Below are 26,533 nucleotides of genomic sequence, written 5' to 3' on the forward strand. Positions count from 1 at the left end.
TCTTAGCCTTTCACGAAGAGTTGCCGCGGCACATTGGAAAGGCATTCGACACCGGTTTCTGTGATCGCGATGCTTTCGGTGATTTCGAGGCCCATGTCTTCCAGCCAGAGGCCGGTCATGAAATGGAATGTCATGCCGGGTTTCAGCTCCGTGCGGTCGCCGGGTCGAAGGCTCATCGTGCGCTCGCCCCAGTCCGGCGGATAGGAGAGGCCGATGGGATAGCCGGTGCGGTTGTCCTTGATGATCCCGTATTTTTTCAGCACGGCGAAAAAGGCATTGGCGATGTCCTCGCAGGTGTTGCCCGGCTTCGCCGCGGAAAGACCGGCTTGCATGCCCTCAAGTGTTGCCTTCTCTGCATCGAGAAATGCCTGTGTCGGCTTGCCGAGAAAGACGGTGCGCGACAGTGGGCAATGATAACGGCGGTAAGCGCCGGCGATTTCGAAGAAAGTCCCTTCGCCTGAGCGCATCGGCTTGTCGTCCCATGTCAGATGCGGGGCGGACGCGTCGGCACCCGAAGGAAGCAGCGGCACGATGGCGGGATAGTCGCCGCCGAATTCGGCGGTACCACGAATGCCGGCATCGTATATTTCGGCCACGAGATCGCATTTGCGCATGCCCGGCTCAACGACATCGACGATACGCTTGTGCATCAGCTCTACGATTTTGCCGGCCTTGCGCATATAGTCGAGTTCGGTCGGGCTCTTCACCGCGCGCTGCCAATTCACGAGACCGGCGGCATCCTTGAAACGGGCGTTCGGCAGATGTTTCTGCAGAGACGTGAAGGCGGCTGCCGAGAAATAATAATTATCCATCTCGACGCCCACCGTCAGGCCGGACCAGCCGCGCTCCTCGATGATCTCAGACAGCAGATCCATCGGGTGCCGTTCGGTCGATTGAACGTAGTGATCCGGATAGCCGATGATATTGTCGTGGGCGAGATAGGCCGTGCGCCTGGCGCCGTTGGCATCCTGCTTGCGGCCGTACCAGATCGGCTCGCCTTCCGGCGGCACCAGCACGCATTGATGCACATAGAAGGACCAGCCGTCATAACCGGTCAGCCAATGCATGTTGGACGGGTCGGTGACGACAAGCAGGTCGATCCCGGCCTTTTCCATGGCTTTGCGGGTTTTGGACAGGCGCGCGGCATATTCCTTGCGCGTAAAGTTCAGCGTTACGCTCACGCTGCGTCTCCCATTTTTATGCTGTTTTCGATGGTTTGACCGCTCTTGGCTTCCTTTGCGCGGGCAAAGGCGAGATTGGCGATGGCGGTGTCCTGCACGCCGGTGCCGGTCAGATCGGCAAAGGTGATGTCCTTGTTCGAAACACGGCCCTGCACCTTGCCGGCAATGACATTCCCAAGTTCGACGAAGTGTTGATCCGACGCGGCGCGCCCGGCGGCGATGGCGTGATGCAACTCACCGAGAATGCGGGTCTGCGAGATGCGGTCCGCGACATAACGCGCTCTGGCGAATACGGCCGGATCGATCTCGTTCTTGTGTTCGGCATCCGATCCCATGGCTGTCAGATGCTGGCCTTCTTCCAGCCAGTCGGCGAAGAGTATCGGCTTTTCGGCGGGTGTCGTTGTCACGATGATATCGGCGCCCCGCGCGGTAGCCTGCGGATCGGCCATGGCGGTGACTTCGATGCCGTGTTCGCTGGCGAAATCGCTCGCAAGTCTCTCGGCTTTGTCATGGTCGCGTGCCCATATCCGCGCCAACCTGATCGGGCGCACCAGCATCAGGGCTTCAAGCTGCAAACGCGCCTGCATGCCCGCCCCGAAGATCGCGGCGACGGGAGCATTTTCGCGGGCCAGATGCCGCGCCGCGACAGCACCGGCCGCGGCGGTCCTCACATCGGTAAGATAGCCGTTATCGAGGAGAAGCGCCTCCACCAGTCCGGTCTTCGCACTGAAGAGGATCATGAGGCCATTGAGGCTGGGCAGACCGAGTTTCGGATTGTCGAAGAAACCGGGGCTGACCTTGATGGCGAAACCCTCAAAGCCCGGCACATAAGCCGTCTTCACATCCACTTCGCCCCGAAACTCGGGAATATCGAGCCGCAGGATCGGCGGCATGGCAACGGCTTGCGTTGCGAGCGCCGCAAAGGCCCTCTCCACGCAGTCGACAGCGGAAAGGTCGAGCTGGATGACACCGCGCAGATCTTTTTCGGTCAGGATGGTGATGCGGCTCATGCGACTCCCCCGTCGATGATTGTTCTGTGGATCGCCGGATCGATGTTTCCGCCCGACACGATGATGGCGGTCGGGCCGCTGATGTCGATCTTGCCGGACAGGATGGCAGCGAAACCAACGGCGCCCGCGCCCTCCACCGTCAAATCTTCTTCGCGCGCCGCATGGCGGATGCCGGCTGCAATCTCGTCTTCGGAAACCAGCACGATCTCATCGAGAAGTGCCTGGCAAAGCGCGAATGTCACGCGGTTCTCCAGTCCAATCCCGCCGCCCAGCGAATCCGCCAGCGTTTCTTCCTCCCGGACGGTGACGGGCCGGCCGGCTGCGACCGATGCCTGCATGGCCGCACCCCGCTCCATGGAAATGCCGATGACCCGTGCCCGCGGCTTTAGCGCCTTCACCGCAACGGCGATACCGCCCGCAAGGCCGCCGCCGGAAAGAGGAACAAGCACCGTCGTCAGTTCAGGCATATCTTCGACAACCTCGAGACCGATCGTGCCCTGGCCTGCCACGACGTCAGCATCATCGAATGGTGGGATTGCGGTCAGGCCGAGACTCTTGGTCAGGCGCTCCGCTTCTTCCTGCGCGTCATCCTGCGACCTGCCGACGATCCGGATCTCCGCACCGAGCGCGCGGATCGCCTCAACCTTGTTCGCCGGCACGAGTGCCGACATGCAGATCGTGGCGGGAATTCCGAGCTTGCGGGCCGCATAGGCCACGGCCCGGCCATGATTGCCGGTCGAGGCCGTAACGAGGCCACGCCTGCGTGCCTCATCGTCAAGCGAGAGTATGGCGTTCATCGCGCCGCGCAGTTTGAAGGCGCCGATGGGCTGAAGGGTTTCAAGTTTCAGATGAACGGGAGAACCACAGCGTTCGGACAGATTGTCCGAGCGAACCAAAGGTGTTCGCTCGACCTGTCCGGCAAGCCGCGCAGCTGCCTGCTCTATCGCGGTCAGCGAGACCGGAAGCAGGGTTTTGTCGGCGGATATGGACAGGGTTTCGCTCTTCATGATTGTCATGTTGAGAGCGAAGTAAAATCATGTCAATTATTATATTGTAATGATTCAATGATTTTCGGGCAGCTGCCTCAGCCGATTGAACCGATATCGTAGACCGGCGGCAGTTGCTCGAAGGTCTGCCGCACGGTGGTCAAGGCTTTGACGAGGCTTGGGTGATTGAGGCGGCCGCCGAGGCATATGCGGATGCCGCCGCCATGGCCGGGGCCGGCAATGAATGGTTCCGACGGCGTGACCGCGACGTTCTGGTTTGTGAGCGCGCGCACCAGGCCGTCCTCCGTCCAGCGCGGTGGAACCTTCAGCCAGGCGCAGAAGGAGAGGGGGTGGCTCGAGGCGATATGGTCGCCCAATATGTCCGTGGCGATCTTTTGCCGCGCACGCACTTCGGCGCGCTGGACATCCAGCAGCCGCCGTGCGGTGCCGTTTTCGACCCAGCGTGTGGCGATTTCGGCCGTGAGATAGGTTCCGCTCCAGCTCGATACACGCAGGATAGAGGCGGCGCGGATGGAGTATGCGGGCGGCACGACGAGATAACCGACGCGCAGCCCGGTCAGCACCGTCTTAGTAAAGCTGGTGACGAAAAAGCCCAGATCAGGCAGCATTTCGGTGATGGACGGCAGGTCATCCTCGATGATCGGGCGATAGACTTCGTCCTCAATGACAAAGACGCCGTACCGTTCGGCGATCGCCGCAATCGCCCGCCTGCGCTCCGCACCCGAAACATGCCCGGTGGGATTGTTGAGGGTGGGAATGAGCACCAGCGCCCTGACGCCACCGGCTGCACAGGCGGCCTCCAGCGCGTCCGGCAGAATGCCCTCTTCGTCGGTGGGCAGGCCCTTGAGGCTGAAGCCCAGAATGTTCGACAGGCCGATAATGCCGTGGTCGGTGAGGTTTTCGCAGAGAACCACGTCGTTCGAGCGGATGATGCAGCTCAAGGCGAGAAAAATGCCGTGCGCAGCACCGTTGGTGACGAGAATACGCTCCGCGCCGGCGGTCACGCCCATCATGCCAAGCCAGATCCGGGCGGTTGCGCGATGGCTGTCGAGGCCCGCGACCGGCCGGCAGGGGCGCATGAAACCCGAATTGTCGCCATCGGCCAATTCGCGAAGGATGGCGCGCGAGGCGTTTTCATGGTCGTCGAGATAAACGCCGCGGATAATCGATAGATCGAGCACCTCGGTCGGGCTGTGATCGAGCATCATGCGGCCCGCCCGGTCCGTCACCCGTGTCTTCACGAAAGTGCCGCGGCCGATTTCACCGCTGAGATAACCCAGCCGCTCGGCCTCCTTGTAGGAAAGGCTGACGGTCTGGACCGAAAGGCCGAGTTCGCGAGCGAGATCGCGGTGTGTCGGCATGCGGTCCATTGGCTTCAGAACGCCGGCGTCGATATCGGCAATGATGCGTTCCGTTAGTGCCGAATGTTTCGTTTCGCCCTTCTGCTTGGCCAGGGTCGGCCGCCATGCCACCGGTTTGGTTGCGGAAACCGGATCGGAGCTGAGCGGATTGGCTTGACGACGCATGAAATTGTCTCGTTTTTTACGACGGTAATTTCATGACATTATGCATGCTTCTGCGAAAAGATGAAGCCTTATGCAGCGCAGATGACAACTGCGCCGCAAATAGGCGCAGTTGTCATCTCATTGCTGTCGAAATGGGCAGCAGCTGTGACCGTTGAACGCCAAGGCTGGCGTCAGATTTTTTCGCCGGCCCGCACCAGATCATCCATGACGGTGCGGACGGCGGCTTCAGCGATGGCGATGATCTCGTCCACCTCCGCCTTCGTTGTGACGAGCGGCGGTGCAAAGCCCAGAATATCGCCATGCGGCATGGCGCGCGCAATAAGGCCGCCGTTGCGCGCCGCCTTCGAAACGCGCGCGCCGACCGTGAGGCCGGGGGCGAAACGTGTCTTCTTTTCACGATCCGCCACGAATTCGATGGCGCCCATCAGGCCCACACCGCGCACCTCTCCGACGATTGGAAGCTGCGCGAACTTCGCCTTCAGCTGCTCCTGAAAATAGCTGCCGACGGCGCGCGCATTGCGGGGCAGGTCTTCCTTTTCCACGATGTCGAGCACGGCATTTGCCGCAGCCGCACCGATGGGGTGGCCGGAATAGGTGTAGCCATGGGAGAAGGCCCCGACGCGATCGGCGCCTTCCTCCATCACCCTGTAGACTTTCTCCCCCACGATGGCGCCGGAGAGCGGGAAATAGGCCGAAGTCAGACCCTTGGCCACGGTGATCAGGTCCGGCTCGATGCCGTAATGTTGCGAGCCGAACATGGAGCCTGTACGGCCGAAGCCGGTAATCACCTCATCGGCAATCAGCAGGACATCGTATTTTTTGAGAACGTCCTGTATCGCCGGCCAGTAGCCTTCCGGCGGCGGCGTGATGCCGCCCGTGCCGAGCACCGGTTCGGCAATGAAGGCGCCTATCGTGTCGGGACCTTCGCGCAGGATGAGCGCTTCCAGTTCGTCGGCGCGCCGTTTTGAGAATTCCAGCTCGGTTTCACCGGCTTCCGCACCCCAGTAATGGTGCGGAACGCCTGTGTGCAGCACGCCGGCGCGCGGCAGGTCCATGTGGTCGTGATAAAAGCTCATGCCGGTCATGGAGCCGGAAACCACGCTGCATCCGTGATATCCCCGTTCGCGGGAGATGATTTTTTTCTTCTGCGGCTTGCCGCGCAGATTGTTGTAATACCAGACGAGCTTTGCCTGGGTCTCGTTGGCGTCCGAGCCCGACATGCCGTAAAAGACCTTGCTCATCTTGCCGGGCGCCATCTTCACCAGCCGGTCTGAAAGGATCGCCAGTTCGTCCGTCGTGTGGGCGGCGTAAGAATGGTAATAGGCAAGCCGATAGGCCTGACGGGAGATGGCCTCCGCCACCTCGGTGCGGCCATAGCCGACATTGACGCAATAAAGACCGGCAAAGCCATCGATCAGCTGTTTGCCATGCGCGTCCTGAATGCGGATGCCCTTGCCGGTGTCGACGATGGTCGGTTCACCGAGTTTGCCGCTGGCGAAATCCTTCAGCTGCGTGAAGGGATGCAGAACCGCATTTCGATCCATTTCCGCGATGTTTTTGATGTCGATGGTCATAGGCGAGTTCCTTTCAGGCAGCCAGGTTGCCGAAGCAGACATATTTGGGTTCGAGATATTCCATGAGGCCATGACGCGAGCCCTCGCGGCCAAGGCCGGATTGTTTCCAGCCGCCGAATGGAATGGGTGCGCCGGTGAACTTCGGCGTGTTGACGGCAACCATGCCGTATTCCAGCTGGTCGGTCAGGCGCATCGCCCGGCCGAGGTCGTTGGTGTAGACATAGGCCGCAAGCCCCATTTCCGTGGCATTGGCGCGGCGGACCACTTCCCGCTCGTCATCGAAGGGCAGGATGGCGGCAACCGGACCGAAGGTTTCTTCGCGCGCGATCAGCATGTCGTCGGTCACGTCGGCCAGCACGGTCGGGGTGACGAAATTGCCGCCGAGCGGGCTGTCCTGCCCGCCGCAGACGAGGCGCGCGCCGGAAGAGAGCGCCTGCGCAATCTGCTGACGGCACTTTTCGGCGACGGACGGTCGTGTCATCGGCCCGATGTCGATACCGGGTTCAAGGCCATGCCCGACGGTCAGTCTGGAGGTCGCATCGGCAAACCGCTCAATGAAACGGTCATAAAGCCCGCGTTGAACATAGATGCGGTTTGCCGCAAGGCAGTCCTGTCCCGATGTGGCGAATTTGGCGGCGAGGCAGCCCTTCACGGTCTGGGACAGGTCCGCATCGGCGAAGACGATGAAGGGAGCGTGGCCGCCAAGTTCCAGCGAGGCTTTTTTGATGGTCGCCGCCGATTGCGTGAGGAGGAGTCGTCCCACCTCCGTCGAACCGGTGAAGGAAAATGCCCGCACCTCGGTATGCTCCAGCAGGCGGCGCGCAAGCGGTGCGGCTTCACCCGGCAGAACCTGCAACACGCCGGCCGGCATGCCCGTCTCCTGCGCCAGTTTCGCTAGTGCCAGTGCCGAAAGCGGTGTTTCAGGCGCCGGTTTGACGATCATCGTGCAGCCGGCAGCAAGGGCCGCGCCGGCCTTGCGGGCGATCATGGCTGAGGGGAAATTCCAGGGCGTGATGGCCACCGTGACGCCGATCGGCTGCATCCGCACGGAAAGATTGCCGCCTTTGAGATGGCTTGGAATTGTCTCGCCATAGGATCTCTCGCCTTCGCTTGCAAACCAGTCCAAAAAGGCGGCGGCATAGGAAATTTCGCCGAGCGATTCCGAAAGCGGCTTTCCCTGTTCGGCGCTGATGATAACAGCGAGGTCGCGGGCATTGTCACGCATCAGCCGGCCCCATGCCCGCAGGATATCGCCGCGTTCCACGGGCAGCATGTCCCGCCACCGGAGAAACGCTCTGTCGGCAGCCTCGACTGCGGCGTCCACGTCGTTCAGGGAGCAGGAAGAGACATCGAGCAGATGATCTCCGCTTGCCGGATCGACAACGCCCAGCGTCTCCTTACGCGCCACCCATTGCCCGTCCAGAAAGGCACGATGTTCGATCAGCTCCGGTCGTTGAAGGTTTTTAAGCGCTGCGCTGGCGATAGCTTCCATCGGCAAGTTCCCTTTTCATTTGCCAGAAGCTTAACTGCGCTGCATGATTGATCGACGGCGTTTAAGCACGTTTCGACGCAGGAATAATGCTTAGTTCGACATTCAGATGCAGGAATCCCGCATGACCCAGATTGACCGAGCCGACCGGGCACTGCTTGACGCCGTGCAGAAGAACAATCGCCTGACATCGGAAGAGCTCGCCAAAATCGTCAACCTGTCGCCAACCGCGTGCCAGCGTCGCTTGAAGCGGCTGCGTGATGAGGGCGTAATCGAAGCCGATGTGGCAATCGTTTCGCCCAGGGCCGTCGGGCGCGGCATCACCATGATCGTTCTCGTCTCGCTGGAGCGAGAAAGGGCCGATATTGTCGACCGTTTCAAAGCCGCCATTCGCGCCACGCGGGAGGTGATGATCGGTTATTACGTGACGGGCGATGCCGATTTCATCCTGGTGATCACGGCCAAGGACATGGAGGACTACGAGGCATTCACCCGCCGGTTCTTTTACGAGAACCACGATATCAAGGGGTTCAAGACGATGGTCGTCATGGACCGCGTCAAGGCCGGCTTCGCCTTTCCAATCGATCCATGAGTGAACGGAAGGGCTGTCCGGAATCAGACCAGGGCCAGAATCCGGGCCGGGCCGCCCGTTCCGCCGCGGTGTGCCGGCGCGCCGACGATTATGGTCGCTCCCTTGACCGGCAGAGCCTCAAGGTTGTTCAGCCCTTCGATGCCGTAGCGCCCCGCCGGCAGCCAGGAATTGTGAACCGCGAAATCTGCGGAATTGCCGGGATCCAGCGAAAGCGTGTCGACGCCAATGGCGACGGTGTCGAGCTTGAGCAGAAGGTCGGTCGCCGATTTGCCGAAACCGGGGAAGGCGAATTTTCCGGCGTCGTCATTGCGGAATGAGGGGCTCTTCACCTTGGTTGCCCAGCCGGAGCGCAGGGCCACGATTGCACCTGCCGGGATGTCGCCATTCGCAGATATCCAGCGCTCGATGTCGTCGGCTTCAATGGTGGAATTGGCATCGTCTTTGGCGCGGTCGGTGATGTCGACGATGACAAGCGGCGCCACAAGTTTCTGCGGCTCCAGTTGGTCGACGCTCGCTCCATCCGCGCTGAAATGGAAAGGCGCATCGATATGGGTGCCGGTATGTTCGTAGATGGTGAGTTTGTGGAGCTGATAGCCGTCCCTGGCGATCTCCGCTGCCCACTCATATTCTATGCCCGGTTTGCCATCGAATGTGGGAAATGTGGAATCATAGGTATGGGTGAGATCAACGACCTGCCGGGGCGATTGCGCCAGCACCGGGGAAGCCAGGCTGCCCGCCGTCATGGCCGTTAAACCGGCCGCGGCGCCCTTGAACAGCAGGCGTCGTGACAGCATGTTCCGTTTTACGTTCTCGATCACGCAATTGTTGCACATGCCTCAGTCCCTCCATTGAGAAATCCCTGTTCTCAAGCGTAGCGCAAAGGTGGAGTGGCGCAAGGCAGGACCTGCCCCAATTTTTAACCTGTTGCAGGTGGCGGCTCCGGAAAGTCGCCGCTCATCCGGTGCCGCGGGCGTCATGTCGCCCGCGGCCCAGGAGTGGCAGGGATCAGTCGCGACGCTGCACGACGGCGAGTGCGACCGTCAATGCGGCGAGGACGGCAGTGAGAGCGAGCGGCGCGGTCGCACCGTAGGAGTCAACGATATAACCGCCGAGCACCGCGCCAATGCTGATCGCCACCTGGAAAGATACCACCATCAGGCTGCCGGCTGCCTCCAGAGCATCGGGTGCACCACGGGAGAGGTTTGTCGGCAGCACGACCGGCCCCATGCCGAATGCAAGGCCCCAAAGTGCGACGAGAGCAAAAGCCGCACTCGTATGAGCGCCCCAGATAACGAGGGCGATCGTCGCAAATGCCATCACCGCGGCAGTGACGATGAGAGCAACGCGGATACTGGCGTCAGCCATCCGGCCGCCGACGACATTGCCGATCACCGAGGCAACGCCAAAGCCGAGCAGGGCGAGTGCAATCGGCGTGGTGTCAAGAAGCGTGACCTTTTCGAGGAAGGGACGCACATAGACCGAGCCTGCAAAATGCCCTGTCATCAGCAACAGGATGGCAAGCATACCGAGCTGAACGCTGCGGCGCCGCGTCAATCCAAGGACATCGGACAGACTGTTGCTTGTGCTCGCCGGCAGAGACGGCAGGCTGAGTATCTGTAACAGCATGGCAATGACGGCAAGTCCCGCCGTCATCGACATGGCGGTGCGCCATCCCAGCCAGTCGCTGATCAGGGCGCCCATCGAAGGTGCAGCGATGGTGGCGAGCGAAACGCCGAGGGTGACGATGGCCATGCCGCGCCCGGTTGCATTTGCGCCGACAAGCCGCGCCACAACGGCAACCGACAGCGCCCAGAAACCGCTGAGTGCAATACCCAGCCCGGCCCGGCCCAACAGCAATAGCCAGAAATCGGCGGCAACCGATGCCAGAATGTTGGAGGCGATCGCCAGCGCGCTAAGACCGACAAGCACTGTCTTGCGGTTCAGCTTGCCGATCAGAACATTGCTCAACAGGGCCGTCACCGCGCCTACGGAGGCGGTGGCGGTGACGACCTGTCCGGCCGTGCCTTCGGTGATGCCAAGATCGCGCGCCATGGGCGTCAACAGGCCCGCTGGCAGGAACTCGGCCGATACCAGCGCGAAGCTGGTGGCCGCCATGGAAAGAACAGCGAACCAGGTCGCAGCCGTCCATGCGGGTTCTTCTGTGGTTTCCAGGGGGATAGCTACCCCATCAAACTGTGATGTCGTGTCCGTCATGACGTCTCTCCTTGAGTTGAGAGAGTTTTAGACGGTTTTTTCCGGATGATATGTATCTAAAAATCCGAATTTCATGCCTATTCCTCCGAAATTGTGCATCGCACAACATTCGCCGCGCCATTCGCGTGGGGAGGATGCCATTGCGGACCGGCGGCCTGAATGAGGGCGCGATGAAAGGGTGGTCCCATCAGTGGTGGATGCGATCAAGAAAGTTCCGGATCAAGGGGATGACTTCCTCAAGGTTTGTTTCCAGGAGCCAGTGTCCTCCGTCCAGCAGATGAAGCTCGGCATCGGGCATATCGCGAAGATAAGCGCGGGCGGAGCGCTCGGGCATGTAGTGATCCTGCGGTCCCCAGATGATGACGGTCGGCGGCCGACAGGTTTGCAGGTAGCGGCGGTGGATCGGAAACCAGTCGCGATTTGCCTTGAGGTCGGAAAGTAGTTCCGCGGCGATATCCTTCCTCCTCTCCGTCACAAGGCTCCAGTGCAATTGCCAGAGGTCAGGAGGAATGAGTGCGGTAAGCTCGGGCCGGACATTATTCAGAAACTCGTCACGAAAATTCTCCTCGGTGACGGCATCGCGAAATGCGGCGCGCATCCGGTCTGCAGGCAGCGACCAGAACTTTTCGATATCGGCATATTTCGGCCCCAGCGCGTCTTCATAGGGAATATCGCCATTCTGGATGATCTGTCCCACGATGCGGTCCGGCTTCATGATGGCAAGCCTTGCGCCGATGGGAGAGCCGAAGTCGTGCAGGTAGAGAACAAAACGATCGAGACCCAGCGTCTCGACAAAAGCGTTAAGCCAGCTGGCATAACCGTCAAAGCTATAGGAAAAGGTTTCGGGATTGCCGCTATAGCCGAATCCCGGAAAATCGGGTGCGATCAGCCGCCATCTGTCGGCCAATCTGGGCATGAGGTTTCGGAACTCGAAGGATGAGCAGGGATAGCCGTGCGGCAGCAGAATGACCGGCGCATCCTGCGAGCCAGCCTCCCTGTAGAAGGTCTCTACCCCCGCAATTGAGGTTCTGCGATGTGTGACGCGCGTGTCCATTGAACTGCTCCCTCAGGGATAAGAGCGCAGAGCGGGACGAATGGTTCCCTTATCCGTGCATGGCCGGATGCACGCGCTGAGCGGCGGCGGCGCCGATTTCGCTCGGCCCGATGGAATGGGTCATCGCCGACGTTCCGCTGGGACCGCGATTTGGCTATCTGCTGAAGTGGAGAAAAAACCGGGATCGCTAGCGTCCCGGGCCGGCAACTTTTCAAACGGTCATCCGTTTATGCATCCATGACCGATGCTGACGCAAAACCGAACCCGATCGATGGCACCGGCCGAAAGGGTGCAGAGGATGTTCATGCCAACGACGCACCCGATGATCCCCTTCCGCCGGAGGAATTGGAGCCCGCTCCGGGTTTGACGCCGCAGCAGGCCGAAGAGGCCCGCAAGCGATATCTTCTGAAGCGCTTCCTGATCAGCGCGCGGGGGTTCTGGAGCCGCCGTGGGGACGGGCTTGCCTGGCCGTTCTCCATCGGGCTTCTCGCTATGATCGGCGTCAATGTCGGTTTCCAATATGGCATCAATGTCTGGAATCGCGGGATTTTCGATGCGATTGAAAAACGGGATGCATCGACGGTCTACTTTCTCGCTTCCATATTCCCGCCGCTGGTTCTCGGAAGCGTTTTCATTGTGACCTCGCAGGTCTACGTCAGAATGCGCATTCAGCGGCGCTGGCGGTCGTGGCTGACCAAGGTGCTGGTCTCCCGATGGATCGCAAATGGCCGCTACTATCAGCTCAACCTGATCGACGGCGACCATCAGAATCCGGAGGCGAGGCTGTCGGAAGATATGCGGATCGCCACCGAAGCGCCCGTGGATTTCGTGGCGGGCGTCATTGCCGCCTTCGTATCGGCGTCCACCTTTATCGTCGTTCTGTGGACGATTGGCGGTGCGCTGACGCTGCCGATCGGCGGCTTATCGGTCACGATACCCGGCTTTCTGGTGATTGCGGCGGTGATCTATGCGCTCATCACATCGAGTTCCATCGCGTTGATCGGCCGGAACTTCGTCCGGGTCTCCGAGGTCAAGAACCAGCTGGAGGCGGAATTCCGTTACACGCTCACCCGTGTCCGGGAAAACGGGGAGAGCATCGCCCTGCTTGGCGGCGAAGAGGAGGAGAGAAGCGACCTCGACCGGAGGTTCCGCAATGTCCGGCAGCAGTGGAAGCAGATGGCGCAGCAATATATGCGCACCACCGTCGTGTCGCATGGATCGATGTTGATCGCGCCCGTTGTTCCACTTCTGCTTTGCGCGCCGAAATTTCTCGATGGAAGCATGTCTCTCGGCCAGGTCATGCAGGCGGCATCCGCTTTCACCATCGTTCAATCCGCCTTCGGCTGGCTGGTCGACAACTATCCCCGGCTGGCGGACTGGAATGCCTGTGCACGCCGCGTTGCCTCCCTGATGATGTCGCTTGACGGGCTGGAGCGGGCCGAACAGAGCGATAAGCTCGGCCGGATCGTACGCGGCGAAACGGAAGGCGAAACGATGCTCAGCCTCAAGGATGTTTCGGTGTCGCTCGGCGACGGCACGGCCGTCGTCAAGGAGACCGATGTGGAAATCGGGCGGGGAGAAAGAGTGCTCGTCGCAGGCGAATCCGGGTCCGGCAAAAGCACGCTCGTTCGGGCAATCGCGGGCCTGTGGCCATGGGGCGGGGGCAGCGTCAGTTTTCGGGCAGGCAGCCGGCTTTTCATGTTGCCGCAGCGGCCATATGTGCCCTCCGGCACCCTTCGCCGGGCGGTCTGCTATCCGCAGGCGGCCGAGAGCTGGACTTTCGAAGAGATAGGAGAAGCTCTCGACAAGGTTGGTCTCGGCCATCTCAAAGACAAGGTGGAGGAGGAGGCGCCGTGGGACGAGACGCTGTCCGGCGGTGAAAAACAGCGGCTGACCTTTGCCCGCCTGTTGCTGAACGACCCGGATATCATCGTCATGGACGAAGCGACTGCGGCTCTCGACGAAAAAAGCCAGGACAGGATGATGCAGACGGTGATCGATGAATTGCCCGACGCCACCATCATCAGCGTGGCGCATCGTGCCGAACTGGAGGCCTTCCATAGCCGGAAGATAACCTTGGAGCGACGGGAGGGCGGCGCAAAGCTGGTCAGCGATATCCACCTCATCCCCGGCAAGGCCCGCTCCCTGCTTCGGCGCATGGTCAAACGCAGGTAAGTCGCTGCGGCTGTCGGGAATGCTAACGCAAACGAATATCGCCCTTTCCGGTGTTCCCGCCTTGTGCTGTGTCACCCGTAAGAACAATGGACGGCAATTCGGCGAAGTCATAAAATGGCTGGCAGAGGAGGCAACGATATACTCTTGGGAGGAAACCAATGCCTATCTTCATGGACCGGCACGAGCTTGCCGGCGTTTCCGCTGCGGATATCGCCGCAGCACATCTTAAAGATCTCAACATCCAGGATCGGTACGGTGTCAGGTTTTTGACCTACTGGTTCGATGAAAGGCGCGGTACGGCCTTTTGCCTTATGGACGCTCCGGACGCTGAAACCGCGCAATGCGTGCATCGCGAAGCGCACGGGTTTGTCGCCAGCGAAGTGGTGGAAGTCGCGCTGTCGGCGGTGGAAGCGTTTCTTGGGCGAATACAGGACCCGGTAGCGCCCGGGGCCTCCTCGAAAAATATGGACCCCGGCCACCGCGCGATCCTTTTCACGGACATCGTCGGTTCAACCGAAATGACGGCCCGCCTCGGGGATCGCATGGCAGCGGAACTCATCCGGGCACACGATGCGCTCGTGCGCGGTTGTCTGGGGCGGCGCTCGGGGCGGGAGGTCAAGCACACCGGCGATGGCATAATGGCCGTGTTCTCCTCCACGCCATTTGCGGTGGATTGCGCCATCGATATCCAGCGCGAGTTCCATCGTTACAACAGCGACAGGGGCGAGCCCATCCATATCCGTATCGGTCTGGATTGCGGGGAGCCTATCGAGGACAGCAATGATTTCTTCGGCACGACCGTGCAATTGGCGGCAAGACTTTGCGCCGCCGCCGAGAGCGACCAGATCCTGATATCGGACAAGACTTTTCAGGAATATGGCGGCGCCGATGTCCTCGTGCATGGCGATCGTTACAGGCTGAAAGGCTTTGCCGAGCCGGTGCTGGCCTATAGTTGCGAGTGGCTGCACTAGCTTCGGTTTGTGCAGCCACTGAAGGGGCAGAAATCGCCCGATTTATTCGGCCGTCGCCTGAATATCGACCTTGTCGAGAAGCCCCATCGGATTGTCGGAGGCGGCAACCAGATCGAAAATGCCGAGGCCGTTTGCGCCGGTGGATTTGACCGTTACCGTCAGGGTGCCGGGTTTGCTGATGAACTGGACGAGCGCTTCCACGGCGTTTTGCAGCTTCGGCTGTTCAGCCGCCACCTGCGGCAGCATCATGCTCGCCACCAGAGTCAGAGTGGCGCGTACTTGATCTTCCGTCATGTCGTTCTGCAGGGCATAAAGCTTGATCGCCTTGGCCATCAAACCTTCGTCCTTGATCGTGAGCTTCACTTCGCGGCCGGCAAGCCCGAAGAGCGCCGCCTGCGCGCGATTGACGTCAAAGGAGAAGAACTCTTCCGTAAAGCCGCTTACCAGACCGGCAAAATTGACGCTGCCGAAATCCTTGCTGCTGAGCGAGATATCGCGGATCACCAGATTGCTGTTCGGTTCGTCCCAGCCGGCGGCGAGACCATAAGAGAAGGCCAGCGTTTCGAGACCCAGTTTGCGGGCTTCGACGAAAACTTCCTCCGTCGAGTCCGCCGGGATCGGAAGCGTGAGCTCGTCCTGCCTGATCTCGATATCGGTCGGAATGCCGTTGAAGGGCTTGGTCAGCCCCATCTCGAAATTCTTGAGTGAGAATTTGATGCGTTCCGGCGTGCCGGCCGTTTCTTCCTCCGTCTCCTCCTCCGTCTTTTCCGGTGCGGCGATATCGACGTTGATGCCGCCGAGGCGCACCCGGCCAAGTTCCGGTATCAGGCGATTGAACTGGAAGGTCTCGATCTGCGTCTCGTCGAGCGCGATGATCTCGGAAATTCCCTTGAGCGTCGAACTCCAGTCGAAGCCCTTGAGGCTTGCTTCCGCGACTTCGATCCTGCCGTCGCCGTCTCCGATAGACATGCCATTCACGCCGAAGTCGAGCTTGCGGCTGTCCATCTGCATGTCGATGCGGTCGATGGTGACCTTGACCCTTTTGCCGGCCGCTCCCTCTTTTTCATCCGGCGCATCGACCTTGAAGCCGATGAGCTGCATGTTGCTCTTGCCGAACATGTCGAGAATGGACACGACCTTTGCGAAAAGCGCCTGGCGCTCCTCCGGTGGAAGCTGGTCGGGATCTTTGGTCGCCGTCAGTGCTTTCAGGGTATCCAGCAGCGGTTCGGACGGCATGCGGGCGGTAAAGCCATCGCTGCGGATTTCATCGTAGCTGAAATGACCGTCTCCTTCAGAGAAAGAAACTGTCTTGATGAAGACCGGCCCGTAGAGCGGCTTCGCTTCCTTGTCGTCCGGGCCGGCCTTTTCCGTATAGAGCCGGGCGAGATAAGCGACGTCGATGTCCTGGCCGGCGATCGCGCCGGTCGACACGACCATATGCTTGTCCTTCATCGCGCCTTCGCTGTCGGGAAGCTGCATCTTGATGTCGTAGCTGCCATTGTCGATAGAGTATCGGGCAATGCGGCCGCCGGCGATCTCAGAGAGAGCGAGATTCCTGTAAACGGTCTTCTGCTCGGTGGTCGCGACGGACTGGGTAAACGTCACCTCCGGCGTGGAGATGCTTGTCGCCGCGAAGCGCTCGATGCGCCGGGGCAGGGAGCCGCCGTTTCCTTCCGCCTTTGCCGGCTTTTCGAATGCGGCATTCTCGACGCGGGCCTGCGCCATCGAAATCTTTCCGGTCGGCACATCGATGTCGATGGTGTTCATGTCCAACGCGCCGTCCAGAAACGGAAGTTTCGGACGTCCATCGATAGCCGCGATCTTGATGTTCCTGCCCTCTTCAAGCGGCAGCGTCAGATCGCGAACATGAATTTTCCCGAGAAAATCGACCTCGATGGAAGTGGCCGTCGCACCGCTGCGGGCAACCAGCTCCTTCACCTTTGCTTCGTAGAAGGTCTTGCCGCCGACGACGCCTGCGGCAGCAACGGCAATAATCGCAACTGCCGCCCAAAGCGCCCTGCGCCGACCCCTGCCGGTCTGGATGTTTTCCTGTTCCACGAAGTGAGTCCTCTCTAACGAACTGATATTGGCCGCCTTTTAAGCACGCAAAAGTTGCTTAGCAAGTGGTCATTGCCAGGCGGTTTTTCGCGTGGGAAATCTTGACGGAGAGGAGGTGTCAGCTAATCCGAAGTGCTGGCTGGCCTCTACCTGGGCTGCGCGCTATGGCGCAACATCACCATTTCGACATTCTGTGCCTTCATCTGTTCTTCAACCACAAGAATGGCGGCACCCATGATGCCTGCATCGGGGTCCGGGGGCGAGATCACCAGTTCCAGCTCCCTCGTCGCCAGGGGAAGCGAGCGCTTGTAGACCAGCTCGCGTATGCCGGCCAGAAGGTGGTCGTTGGCGATTGCCAGTGTCCCGCCGATCACGATCATCTGCGGGTTCAGGATGCTGACGAGGCTTGTCATGACCTCGCCGAGAATGCGGCCGGATTCCCTGACGAGGTGAATGGCAAGCGGCTGGCCAAGTTCGACCAGCCGGGTCACGTCGCGGGCGGTGTGCGCCTCGATGCCCTCTTTGCGTAACTCGCGTGCGATTGCCCAGCCGGCGGCGCGCGCTTCGACGCAGCCGATCTTGCCGCAGCGGCAGAGCGGTACGGGTTCGCGTGCGAACTGGATATGGCCGATATCGCCCGCCGCACCCTGGGCGCCGCGATAAAGGCGGCCTTCGGTGATGATGCCGCTGCCGATGCCCGTTCCGACCTTGACGAACACCATCTCGCTGACATTCGTCCGTCGTTGCCGATGGTCGCTCAAGGCCAGAAGGTTTACGTCGTTTTCGGCGTAGACGGGAACACCGAATCTTTCTTCAAGATGTTGCCTGATTTCGAAATTGTCCCACCCGACCATTACGGAAGGACCGACGACCCGGCCGTTGGCGTAATCGACAGGGGCAGGCAGGCCAATGCCGATGCCCAGCACATCGGCGGTTGTTTTGCCAATCTTCGATAAGAGCACCTCGAACTGCTCTTCGATCCAGTTGAGAACCACAGCGGGGCCGCGCAGAATATCGAATGTTTCCGAGATTTCGGTCAGGATTCGCGGCTGCAGGTCGGTGACGGCGACGCGGATATGCTGCTCGCCGATATCGGCGGAGAGGACGACAGCAAAGTCGCGGTTCAGATCAAGGGCGCGTGTCGGGCGTCCGCCGCTCGGAAGCGTTTCCTCTGTCTCGCGGATCAACCCCGCATCGATCAGGCTCGCGAGCTTCTGGTGTACGGTCGCCCGCGAAAGACCGGAAAGTTCGGTCAGGGCGCTGCGCGAACGGGCGCGACCCGATCCGACCAGCGACAAGAGCGCCGCGCTTGCCTTGATCGCGTTGAGATCGCCCTGCCATTCGCGAGGGGTAGATCCTTGTCCGGAGGTTGTGCTTGCCATTGCCGGTTTCCGTTCCTCACAGCGTCTTTTAGTGTCTGGCATGCGGCCGCGTGCCTGACGAGACTGCTTACCAACATTTGGTAGAAAATCCCCTTATAATCCTAAATTTTCGATATTGCTCCTGATATATGTATAAAAAAATACAAAATGGTAATTAGATAATGTTGACAGTATGCATAATTGCGGTCAGTAATAATCGCGCCAAGACGGATTACGTCCTCCGGATGGGAGGGAGCGCTTGGTAATCTGGGAGGATTTCAAATGAAGTTTTTTGAGAAACCCGCTTCTGCGGGCAGTTTTGCCATGTCCGGACGTCTCGGCGCCGCAGCGCTCGCTCTGGGGGTAAGCCTTGCCTTCATTCCCTTGAACGCGCAGGCCGAAGACATCCTTATCGGCGTCATCACCAAAACCGAAGCCAATCCGTTCTTTGCCAAGATCCGCGAAGGCGCGACCTTGAAGGCCAAGGAACTGGGTGGCGTGAAGATCCAGAGTTTCGCCGGCAAGTTCGACGGCGACAATGAAAGCCAGGTGGCTGCTGTCGAAAACCTGATCTCCGCCGGTGCAAAGGGTATTCTGATGGTGGCGAGCGACACCAAGGCGGTGGTGCCGGTGGTGGAGCAGGCCCGTAAGGCGGGTATCCTCGTCATCGCGCTCGATACGCCGCTGGAACCTGCCGATGCCGCCGATGCGACCTTTGCGACCGACAATTTCAAGGCGGGTGAACTGATCGGCTCCTGGGCCGCCAAAACGGTCGGCGATGCTTCCAAGGCCAAGGTCGCCTTTATCGATGCGCTCGAAAACCAGCCGACGGTGGATGTCGCCCGCGATCAGGGCTTCATGAAAGGGTTCGGCATCGATCCCAAGGACGTGACGCGTTATCTGGATGAGGACGATGCGCGCATCGTGGGCCACCAGTGGGGGCAGGGATCGGAAGAGGGCGGCCGCACCGGCATGGAAACGCTTCTCCAGAAAGACAGCGATTTGAATGTGGTCTACACCATCAACGAGCCGACCGCGGCCGGCGCTTATGAAGCGTTGAAGGCGACCGGCAAGCAGGACTCCGTCATAATCACCTCGGTGGATGGTGGTTGCCCCGGCGTTAAAAACGTGAAGGCGGGCGTCATCGGCGCAACGTCGATGCAATATCCGCTCAAGATGGCGTCGCTTGGAGTCGAGGCGATCGTCGAATATGTGAAGTCCGGCAAGAAGCCCGAGGCCAGCCCCGGCCTGCCGTTCTTCAACACCGGCGTCACGCTCGTCACCGACAAGCCGGTTGCAGGCGTTGACTCCATCACTTCCGATGAAGCGCTGAAGGCCTGCTGGGGCTGAGCAGCCTTTGACGCCCCGTCCTCTCTAAGCCGCGGGGCGTCACTTCTGGCCAGATTCGTTTTTCCGATTAAACGTCTGGCCACGCTTTTGAAAATCTGCCGTAACAGAACGCCGCACTTCCCTGCTGATGTGAAAAGGCGCTCCAACGTGTTTAATCCGTGCATCGCATTTTCCGGCAGCCGATCCTGTATCCGGGTTGAAGCCGCAGACCTGCGAAGGGTATATCTCGATGACTGAACCCAGCAAACATGCTTCGACTGGTCCGGCAGGCTTTGAGGCCGGTTCGATAGCAAAAGAAACATCTCATGCCGTGTTCGAAGATCAGGACACGAGCCCGCTTCGCAGGCTGCAACGTTTCCTGCACGGCAATCCAACCGTGGTGCCGTTCATTGTTCTTGCAGCCAGCGTCGGGGTGTTTTCCATCATCGTCGGCTCACGGTTCTTTCAGCCTTTCAATCTTTCGCTCATCCTTCAACAGGTCACCATCATCGGAATTATCGGCATCGCCCAGACGCTGGTGATCCTGACGGCGGGCATCGATCTGTCCGTCGGCGCCATCATGGTATTGACCTCGACGCTCATGGGCCGCCTTGCCATTACAGCCGGGTTGCCATCGGAACTCGCCTTCCTTATCGGGCTCGGCGGCGGGCTGGGTTGTGGCCTCATCAACGGGTTTCTCATAACCTATATGCGTCTTCCGCCATTCATCGTCACCCTCGGGAGCTGGAGCGTGTTCGGGGCGTTGAACCTCTGGTATTCCGGCAGCCAGACCATCCGTAGCCAGGAGGTTGCGGAGGTCGCACCGATCCTGCAATGGATGGGGGCGGCAATCCAGTTCGGCGGCGCGCGCATTACGCTCGGAACCGTGCTGATGCTCGCTCTCGCAGCTCTCGCCTGGTATGTGCTCAACCGCACTGCCTTTGGCCGCCATGTCTATGCGACAGGTGACGACCCGGATGCGGCGACGCTTGCGGGCATCGATACGCGTCGCGTGCTGCTGGCGGTCTATGCCTGTGCGGGTCTCATCTCCGCCATCGGCGCCTGGGCGTTGATCGGCCGGGTCGGCGCAATCAGCCCGACCTCCGGATCGACTGCAAATCTGGATTCGATCACCGCGACGGTGATCGGCGGAACATCGCTGTTCGGCGGGCGCGGCACCATCATTGGCACCCTGATCGGCGCGCTGATCGTGGGGGTCTTTAGAAACGGTCTCGCACTCGCGGGCCTCGATGCGCTGTGGCAGGAATTCGCGGTCGGCATTCTGATCGTGGCCGCCGTCGGCGTCGACCAGTGGCTCCGGAGGGTTTCGGCATGACAGGCGAACTTGCGCTCGAAGGTCGCGGGCTGACCAAACGATACGGCAATGTCGTTGCCCTCAACGGTGCGGACTTCGAATTGCGTCGCGGCGAAATTCTCGCCGTGATCGGTGACAACGGCGCCGGAAAATCCACCCTCATCAAGGCGCTCGCCGGCGCGGTTATCCCCGACGGCGGCGAAATCCGGCTGGAAGGCAAGCGCGTCGATTTCAGAACGCCGATGGATGCGCGCTCCGCCGGCATCGAAACGGTGTTTCAGAACCTTGCCCTTTCGCCGGCGCTGTCCATCGCCGACAATCTCTTCCTCGGGCGTGAAATGCGTGTGTCCGGCATCGGCGGTTCGGTCTTTCGCCTGCTGGACCGGCCCCGCATGGCGACCGAAGCGCGGCGGCACCTGTCGAGCCTCGGTCTGATGACGGTGCAGGACATTCACCAGAGCGTCGAAACGCTCTCCGGCGGGCAGCGGCAGGGCATTGCCGTTGCGCGTGCCTGCGCGTTCGGTGGGCGCGTCGTCATTCTCGACGAGCCGACCGCAGCTCTCGGGGTCAAGGAATCCCGCAAGGTTCTCGACATGATCCTTAGCATTCGCGACAAGGGCCTGTCGATCGTGCTTATCAGCCACAATATGCCGCATGTGTTTGAAATCGCCGACCGTATCCACATCCACAGGCTCGGCAGGCGGGCGGCGGTCGTCAATCCGGGAGACGTCACCATGTCGGATGCCGTGGCGATCATGACCGGCGCCATGGCTGCTGTCAGCCCGACAATGTGAAGAATGGCAGTGTTTTCACTTCCCCTCAATTGCGAGATCCCATGCCCCTGAATGATGCCCACACCATATTTGCAAGCAGTCGCGAGGGGGCGTGAGATCATGACCGATACCTATATGATCGGCATGGATTTCGGTTCGGAATCGGCGCGCGGCATTCTTGTCAATGCCCGCACCGGCGCGCAGGAAGGCCACCATGTCCGTCCGTATCGCAACGGCATTCTGACGCATTCGCTGCGCGGTCGAAGCCTGCCCGCCAATTTCGTGCTCCAGGTCGCAGACGACTACACGGAAGCCGCCGAGATCATTCTGTCGGCACTCGGCAAGGGCCGCAACGTGGCGGGGATAGGTATCGATTTCACCGCGTCTTCCCCCATGCCCGCACGCGCCGATGGCACGGCGCTTTCGGTGCTTTATCCGGATGAGCCGCATGCCTATGTGAAGCTCTGGAAGCATTCGGCGCAGGCTCATGCCGATGCGATCAATGCTTTGGGCGGCGATTACCTTGGAAACTTCGGCGGAAAGCTCTCCGGTGAGTGGATGCTTGCCAAGGCGGCGCAAATGCGCGCTGAAGCACCCGCATTGTGGGCCGAAACCGGGCGCTTCATCGAGGCGGGAGACTGGTTGGTCTGGCAGTTGACCGGCAAGGAGGCGCGAAGCCTCGACTTCGCGTCCTACAAGGCGCAGTTCTCCCGGGAAACCGGCTATCCGCAAGACGTGGTGCCGGGGCTTGCGGAGCGTCTTTCAAAACCGCTTCAGGTCGGTAGCCCGGCCGGCTCCCTGACGCCGGAGTGGCGTCGCCGTACCGGGATTACGGGCGACGCCGTCGTTGCGGTTTCCGTTATCGACAGCCATGTCGTGCTGCCTGCGGTCGGTGCCGTCGGTCCCGGTGTTTTTGTCGGCGCGCTCGGAACCTCTGCCGGCTTTCTCATTCTGGACGGTGAGGGACGCGGCCTGCCGCCCGGGCTCGAAGGGGCGGCCTTCGGCGCTGCCCTGCCGGATCTGTGGTGTTACGAGGCGGGGCAGGCGGCGTTCGGCGATATGCTGGCCTGGTATGTAAAGACTTTTCCGCGCGATGAAGACCTTTCCCGTAACTTCGCCCTGCATAATGAGGCGGCGCAGGCGGTCAGCCCGGGCGGGGGCGGTGTTCTCGCGCTCGACTGGTTTGCGGGAAACCGCATTCCGCTGGCCGATTCCATGCTGTCGGGATTGCTGGTGGGCCTCAGCCTGAAATCGACCTCGGCCGGAATCTACCGGGCGCTGATCGAGGCGCTGTGTTTCGGCACGCGATCCATTCTGGACATGGCTATAGCGGGTGGCGTGCCGATCAGCCGTATCGTGATGACGAGCGGTCTGGCCCGCAGCAATCCGTTTCTGGTGCAGACGATGGCGGATGTGTTCGGACGTACGATCGAGGTTCCTGATGTGGAGAACCCGACGGCGCTCGGCGCGGCAATCCATGCGGCGGTGGCGGCCGGGATCGTCGGCTCTTTTGCCGAGGGCGCAGAAAGGCTCGGTGCGCGCAGCCTTCGCGAATTTGTGCCGAACATGCACCATTTCAAAAAATACGAGACGCTTTATGCCGAATATCGCCGGCTTGCGGCGGACGAGGAGCTCCGGCGGGCCATGCGCTCGCTTCACCTGTTTGCCGCACGTCAAAATGCACATTCGCAACCGCAGTCGACGAACGCCGAGGCGGCACAGTGAATTTGGCGATGGAAACGGCGGTTCGTCAGGTCAGTGGCGCAGGGGCTGCGGGCGAAACCAGCGTCACCTTGCACTCCGTCGCTTTGAGTGATGTCATCGCATCCTGCGAAATGCCGTTATCGGTGATGACCTCATCTATCTGCGAAATATCAGACAGCGTGCAGAAACCGGGCGCCGCGAATTTCGAGCTGTCGACCAGAAGTACTGTCCTGCGGGCCGCGGCGATCATGGCACGCTTGAGCGAAGCCACTTCCAGCGAGGTTTCCGTCAGCAGCGTGCCGGTAACCGCAGAAGCCCCCGTCATGCAGATATCGGCATGCAGCGTTTTGATGAAGCTTTCCCCCGGCTCGCCAGCAAGATGGCGGTGCCCCGGCCGCACCGTTCCGCCCGGCAGGATGGTGCGCCAGGATTTGATGTCGGCGGCGAAATCGGCGATCTGCAGGCTGTTGGTCACCACCGTCAACGGAAGGTCGCGTTCGGCGGCGGCCCGCACCGCCTCCATCACCGTCGAGGAGCTGTCGAAGATGACGCTGTCGCCGGCACTCAGCCGCTCCGCCGCCTCGCGGCCGATCGCAACCTTTTCCGCGTGCTGAAGTGCGGCATTCACCGTCATCTCCCGTTCGAAGGTCGCACGCATCGGCTGCAGCAGATGCGCACCGCCGTGGGTGCGCTCGAGATAGCCTTTTTCCACCAGATGCTCGAGATCACGCCGCACGGTCGATTGCGATCCGCCGATCGTATCCGCGAGCTCCTGAATGCCCGCCGCGCCATTGATGCGCAGGTGCTCCAGAATGAGCGCCCGTCTTTTGGCGGGAACCATATCAACACGCTTGCTCGAAGACTCCATGCAATCACCCGGTTTTCGGCCCGTAGAAACGCACCGATTCTCTCCAATGTCCGTCAAGCTCTACCAAATCGTGTATCCGCAATCCACCGCAACGATTGTGCCCGTCATGGCGCTGGCGGCGTCCGAAGCCAGAAACAGGATGGGCGCGGCGATCTCATCGGGTCTTGCGACGCGCTTCATCGGCGTCATCTCCATCCAGACCGGCATCAGGGTTTCGTCTGAAAAGCCACCGCGCGACATAACGGTGTCGACATAGGTGGGCGCAACGCAATTGACCCGAACGCCGCGCTCAGCCCATTCGCCCGCGAGGCACCGCGTCATGTGGTGAACGGCGGCCTTGGCCGTGTTGTAATGCACCTGCCGCTGCGGCTTGTTGGAAATCAATCCGGACATCGAGCCGAGGGTGACGATGGAGCCGCGTCCCCGCGCCAGCATCGGCCGGGCGAATTCACGGCATGACCAGTAAGCGCCGTTGAGATCGACATCCACCACCTTCAGCCAAACCTCATCGCTCATCTCTTCGCCCGGCGTGTCCGGCCAGGCGATGCCGGCATTGGCGATCAGGATGTCGACGGCGCCGAAGCGGTCGTTGGCGGCCCGCGCGGCCTCGGCGACGGCCTTCGCATCCGTTACATTGAGCTGCATGGCATCCGCCGCATGGCCTTGTGCCTTCAGTTCCGACAGACCCGAATCCAGCACCTCGGCATTCATGTCGGAAATGATGACACGCGCCCCTGCTTCCGCCAGCGCTTGCGCCGTCGCGAGGCCGATGCCGCGCCCGCCGCCGGTGATGAAGGCAGTTTTTCCATCCAGACGAAATCGTTCGAGAAACATCGTATCTTCCTTCAGGCCTGTTTGAGGGCGGCGGGGGCGGTCGCGACGCCGGGATTTCCGAGCACGAGAAGGCACCCGGCCGTGAAACTGTCGCCGAGGCCAAGCGTGGTAGCGGGCTTTTCAACATAGGGCGAGGCGCAGGCAACAAAGGTCCAGCGGCCTTTCCGCACGCGATTATCGAAGGGCAACGCGTGAAACTGCGCCAGCGCATCGGTACGGATCGCGTTTGCCGGCTCCCCATTGGCGGCCCGGGCGCTGGCAATGGCGCATCCGGCCATCAGCGCCAGTTCCTCCTCGTCGGGGTCGTTGCGTGTCACAGCGGCTGCCCAGGTGTCGGCATGCACGCAGATGCGGTCGATATCCAGCCGGTCTCCGAGAGCGATCAGCGCCTCCATCGGATGCTGGGCGGTGCCATCCATTGCCAGCAGTTCCGAATGGCTCATGCCGAGCGAACTTATTGCGCCCCTGGCGTGATCGAGCAGCTCACTTACGGCGTCCTGCGAAGCGTAACCGGCAAGCTCGAAATGCACCGTCTTCAAGCCCGCATCCATCCAGCCGCGGCTGAGCGCAAAGACATGGCGGGCGGCGGCGCCGACATTTTCCGCGGCCTCGTCATTGAGGCCGGACAGAAGGCCGGCAGCGGCGGTGGAGGCGCGCTTTCGTGATGCCGCCTCAAATGCCGCATCATGCTGGATACCGCGATCGCAAAAACGCACGATGATGCGTGTCGAACGATTGGGTATGAGCGCACCGATAGGCTTGCCCGCCGTGAATTCAAAAATGAATATTTCAGGGATATGCCGTTCTGTCGGCGTCACTTCAGCTGCCGTTTTAAGTGCATTGCCCTCGGCCAATAAAACGCCCGGTGGGATCTGGCGAAGCTGTTGCTCATGGCGATCCTCCAGCGCCACCAGAGACGCGACGCCGAGCCGCGAAAGCACCCAGGCGGCCTGCGGGCCGGTGCCGCCCAGCGCATAGCGAACATCCAGATGATCGCGCAGCCATTGCGGGCCGTCCACCCAGTCGGCGCGTACTTCGCCGCCGATACCCTTTGCGGCGCGCGCCAGCAACATGGCGGCGAATTGACCCGCCGGCGTTTCGGCTGGAGCACTAAGAAGCGGCTGCATATTGTGCATGTCGACCCGTGCATCGACACAGGTGGACATGCCGCACAAGAACAGCCCCGCCCGCGAAAGCGCCGATGTTCCAATCGGGCCGGAGCGCGGATCGGCGAGTGCAGCATAACGCTCCCCCCAGTCGCCTGTAAAAACGTCACCCATAGCCGAGTATCTCCTCCTCACGCGGCAATGATGTCAATTGCTACCATTATCTCTCAAATCGTCAACGAGATTTTGCGCTGAAAATGCTATTTTGCCAGAATTTGCGCAATGCAGCGCATTTTTAAAGCGGCGCAGCACATGTTTTGCGCATGCGAACGTCTTGAGCGGCGTATTGACCCCTAATTTGCCGAAAATAAAGACATTTCAAGCGTGTGAGT

21 protein-coding genes are annotated in these 26,533 nt (G+C 60.8%); 7 read left to right on the forward strand and 14 right to left on the reverse strand.

Features of this window, described 5'->3' with window-relative positions; all coding sequences use genetic code 11:
* Positions 1-2: 2 nt before the first annotated feature.
* From doeA to ACQZ5G_RS21700, 6 genes are all read right to left on the reverse strand, one after another.
* Positions 3-1,181 (reverse strand): ectoine hydrolase DoeA, encoded by a 1,179-nt coding sequence (gene doeA / locus ACQZ5G_RS21675; protein WP_448738869.1) that lies wholly within the window; start codon positions 1,179-1,181, stop codon positions 3-5.
* Entirely contained in the window at positions 1,178-2,191 is a 1,014-nt protein-coding gene (gene eutC, locus ACQZ5G_RS21680) for an ectoine utilization protein EutC (protein ID WP_448738870.1), read from the reverse strand. Before eutC ends, doeA begins: the two co-directional genes overlap by 4 nt.
* Positions 2,188-3,207, reverse strand: a complete 1,020-nt coding sequence (eutB, locus tag ACQZ5G_RS21685; protein ID WP_448738871.1) for a hydroxyectoine utilization dehydratase EutB — start codon at positions 3,205-3,207, stop codon at positions 2,188-2,190. Before eutB ends, eutC begins: the two co-directional genes overlap by 4 nt.
* A 68-nt stretch (positions 3,208-3,275) precedes the next feature.
* On the reverse strand, positions 3,276-4,724 hold the full coding sequence (gene ehuR, locus ACQZ5G_RS21690) for a MocR-like ectoine utilization transcription factor EhuR (protein ID WP_448738872.1): 1,449 nt from the start codon (positions 4,722-4,724) through the stop codon (positions 3,276-3,278).
* Positions 4,725-4,894: 170 nt separating this feature from the next.
* Complete coding sequence (locus ACQZ5G_RS21695) at positions 4,895-6,298, reverse strand: aminotransferase (RefSeq protein WP_448738873.1); 1,404 nt, start codon at positions 6,296-6,298, stop codon at positions 4,895-4,897.
* A gap of 13 nt (positions 6,299-6,311) precedes the next feature.
* On the reverse strand, positions 6,312-7,790 hold the full coding sequence (locus tag ACQZ5G_RS21700) for an NAD-dependent succinate-semialdehyde dehydrogenase (RefSeq protein ID WP_448738874.1): 1,479 nt from the start codon (positions 7,788-7,790) through the stop codon (positions 6,312-6,314).
* A 121-nt stretch (positions 7,791-7,911) separates the two neighbouring features.
* Between ACQZ5G_RS21700 and ACQZ5G_RS21705 the strand changes: the two genes are divergently transcribed.
* Positions 7,912-8,379: an Lrp/AsnC family transcriptional regulator gene (locus ACQZ5G_RS21705; RefSeq protein ID WP_135397762.1), complete on the forward strand. Its 468-nt coding sequence runs from the start codon at positions 7,912-7,914 to the stop codon at positions 8,377-8,379.
* 23 nt (positions 8,380-8,402) lie between these two features.
* On the opposite strand, the gene ACQZ5G_RS21710 is transcribed toward ACQZ5G_RS21705, so the two are convergent.
* The 3 genes from ACQZ5G_RS21710 to ACQZ5G_RS21720 all read right to left on the reverse strand — a co-directional run bounded on the left by ACQZ5G_RS21710 (position 8,403) and on the right by ACQZ5G_RS21720 (position 11,647).
* Positions 8,403-9,212 carry a cyclase family protein gene (locus ACQZ5G_RS21710; RefSeq protein ID WP_448738875.1) on the reverse strand — a complete coding sequence of 270 codons (810 nt, stop codon included), beginning with the start codon at positions 9,210-9,212 and terminating at the stop codon, positions 8,403-8,405.
* A gap of 172 nt (positions 9,213-9,384) precedes the next feature.
* Complete coding sequence (locus ACQZ5G_RS21715) at positions 9,385-10,593, reverse strand: MFS transporter (RefSeq protein ID WP_003521621.1); 1,209 nt, start codon at positions 10,591-10,593, stop codon at positions 9,385-9,387.
* Between the two features lie 187 nt (positions 10,594-10,780).
* Positions 10,781-11,647: an alpha/beta fold hydrolase gene (locus tag ACQZ5G_RS21720; RefSeq protein WP_448738876.1), complete on the reverse strand. Its 867-nt coding sequence runs from the start codon at positions 11,645-11,647 to the stop codon at positions 10,781-10,783.
* Between the two features lie 237 nt (positions 11,648-11,884).
* On the opposite strand from ACQZ5G_RS21720, the gene ACQZ5G_RS21725 reads away from it, so the two are divergent.
* Both ACQZ5G_RS21725 and ACQZ5G_RS21730 read left to right on the forward strand, forming a co-directional pair.
* Positions 11,885-13,822 carry an ABC transporter ATP-binding protein/permease gene (locus ACQZ5G_RS21725; protein ID WP_448738877.1) on the forward strand — a complete coding sequence of 646 codons (1,938 nt, stop codon included), beginning with the start codon at positions 11,885-11,887 and terminating at the stop codon, positions 13,820-13,822.
* A 158-nt stretch (positions 13,823-13,980) separates the two neighbouring features.
* Entirely contained in the window at positions 13,981-14,793 is an 813-nt protein-coding gene (locus ACQZ5G_RS21730; protein ID WP_003521617.1) for a nickel-binding protein, read from the forward strand.
* 42 nt (positions 14,794-14,835) lie between these two features.
* Here ACQZ5G_RS21730 and ACQZ5G_RS21735 read toward each other — a convergent pair whose 3' ends face one another.
* Positions 14,836-16,851 carry a hypothetical protein gene (locus ACQZ5G_RS21735; RefSeq protein WP_003521616.1) on the reverse strand — a complete coding sequence of 672 codons (2,016 nt, stop codon included), beginning with the start codon at positions 16,849-16,851 and terminating at the stop codon, positions 14,836-14,838.
* Positions 16,852-16,997: 146 nt separating this feature from the next.
* Complete coding sequence (locus ACQZ5G_RS21740) at positions 16,998-18,233, reverse strand: ROK family transcriptional regulator (RefSeq protein WP_003521615.1); 1,236 nt, start codon at positions 18,231-18,233, stop codon at positions 16,998-17,000.
* Between the two features lie 303 nt (positions 18,234-18,536).
* On the opposite strand from ACQZ5G_RS21740, the gene ACQZ5G_RS21745 reads away from it, so the two are divergent.
* From ACQZ5G_RS21745 to ACQZ5G_RS21760, 4 genes are all read left to right on the forward strand, one after another.
* Positions 18,537-19,562 (forward strand): substrate-binding domain-containing protein, encoded by a 1,026-nt coding sequence (locus ACQZ5G_RS21745; protein WP_035238465.1) that lies wholly within the window; start codon positions 18,537-18,539, stop codon positions 19,560-19,562.
* 229 nt (positions 19,563-19,791) lie between these two features.
* Positions 19,792-20,877: an ABC transporter permease gene (locus ACQZ5G_RS21750; protein ID WP_003521613.1), complete on the forward strand. Its 1,086-nt coding sequence runs from the start codon at positions 19,792-19,794 to the stop codon at positions 20,875-20,877.
* Positions 20,874-21,650 carry an ATP-binding cassette domain-containing protein gene (locus tag ACQZ5G_RS21755; protein ID WP_448738878.1) on the forward strand — a complete coding sequence of 259 codons (777 nt, stop codon included), beginning with the start codon at positions 20,874-20,876 and terminating at the stop codon, positions 21,648-21,650. Before ACQZ5G_RS21750 ends, ACQZ5G_RS21755 begins: the two co-directional genes overlap by 4 nt.
* 99 nt (positions 21,651-21,749) lie before the next feature.
* Positions 21,750-23,354, forward strand: coding sequence for an FGGY-family carbohydrate kinase (locus ACQZ5G_RS21760; RefSeq protein ID WP_448738879.1), 1,605 nt, complete (start codon positions 21,750-21,752; stop codon positions 23,352-23,354).
* Between the two features lie 25 nt (positions 23,355-23,379).
* Here the strand turns inward: ACQZ5G_RS21760 and ACQZ5G_RS21765 are convergent, their stop codons facing one another.
* The 3 genes from ACQZ5G_RS21765 to ACQZ5G_RS21775 are packed head-to-tail and all read right to left on the reverse strand — an operon-like array spanning position 23,380 to position 26,315.
* Positions 23,380-24,201: a DeoR/GlpR family DNA-binding transcription regulator gene (locus ACQZ5G_RS21765; protein WP_003504407.1), complete on the reverse strand. Its 822-nt coding sequence runs from the start codon at positions 24,199-24,201 to the stop codon at positions 23,380-23,382.
* A 60-nt stretch (positions 24,202-24,261) separates the two neighbouring features.
* Entirely contained in the window at positions 24,262-25,035 is a 774-nt protein-coding gene (locus ACQZ5G_RS21770; RefSeq protein WP_448738880.1) for an SDR family NAD(P)-dependent oxidoreductase, read from the reverse strand.
* Between the two features lie 11 nt (positions 25,036-25,046).
* Positions 25,047-26,315 (reverse strand): ADP-dependent glucokinase/phosphofructokinase, encoded by a 1,269-nt coding sequence (locus ACQZ5G_RS21775; protein WP_448738881.1) that lies wholly within the window; start codon positions 26,313-26,315, stop codon positions 25,047-25,049.
* Positions 26,316-26,533: the final 218 nt, after the last annotated feature.

This window comes from Agrobacterium sp. 22-214-1, from assembly GCF_053522465.1.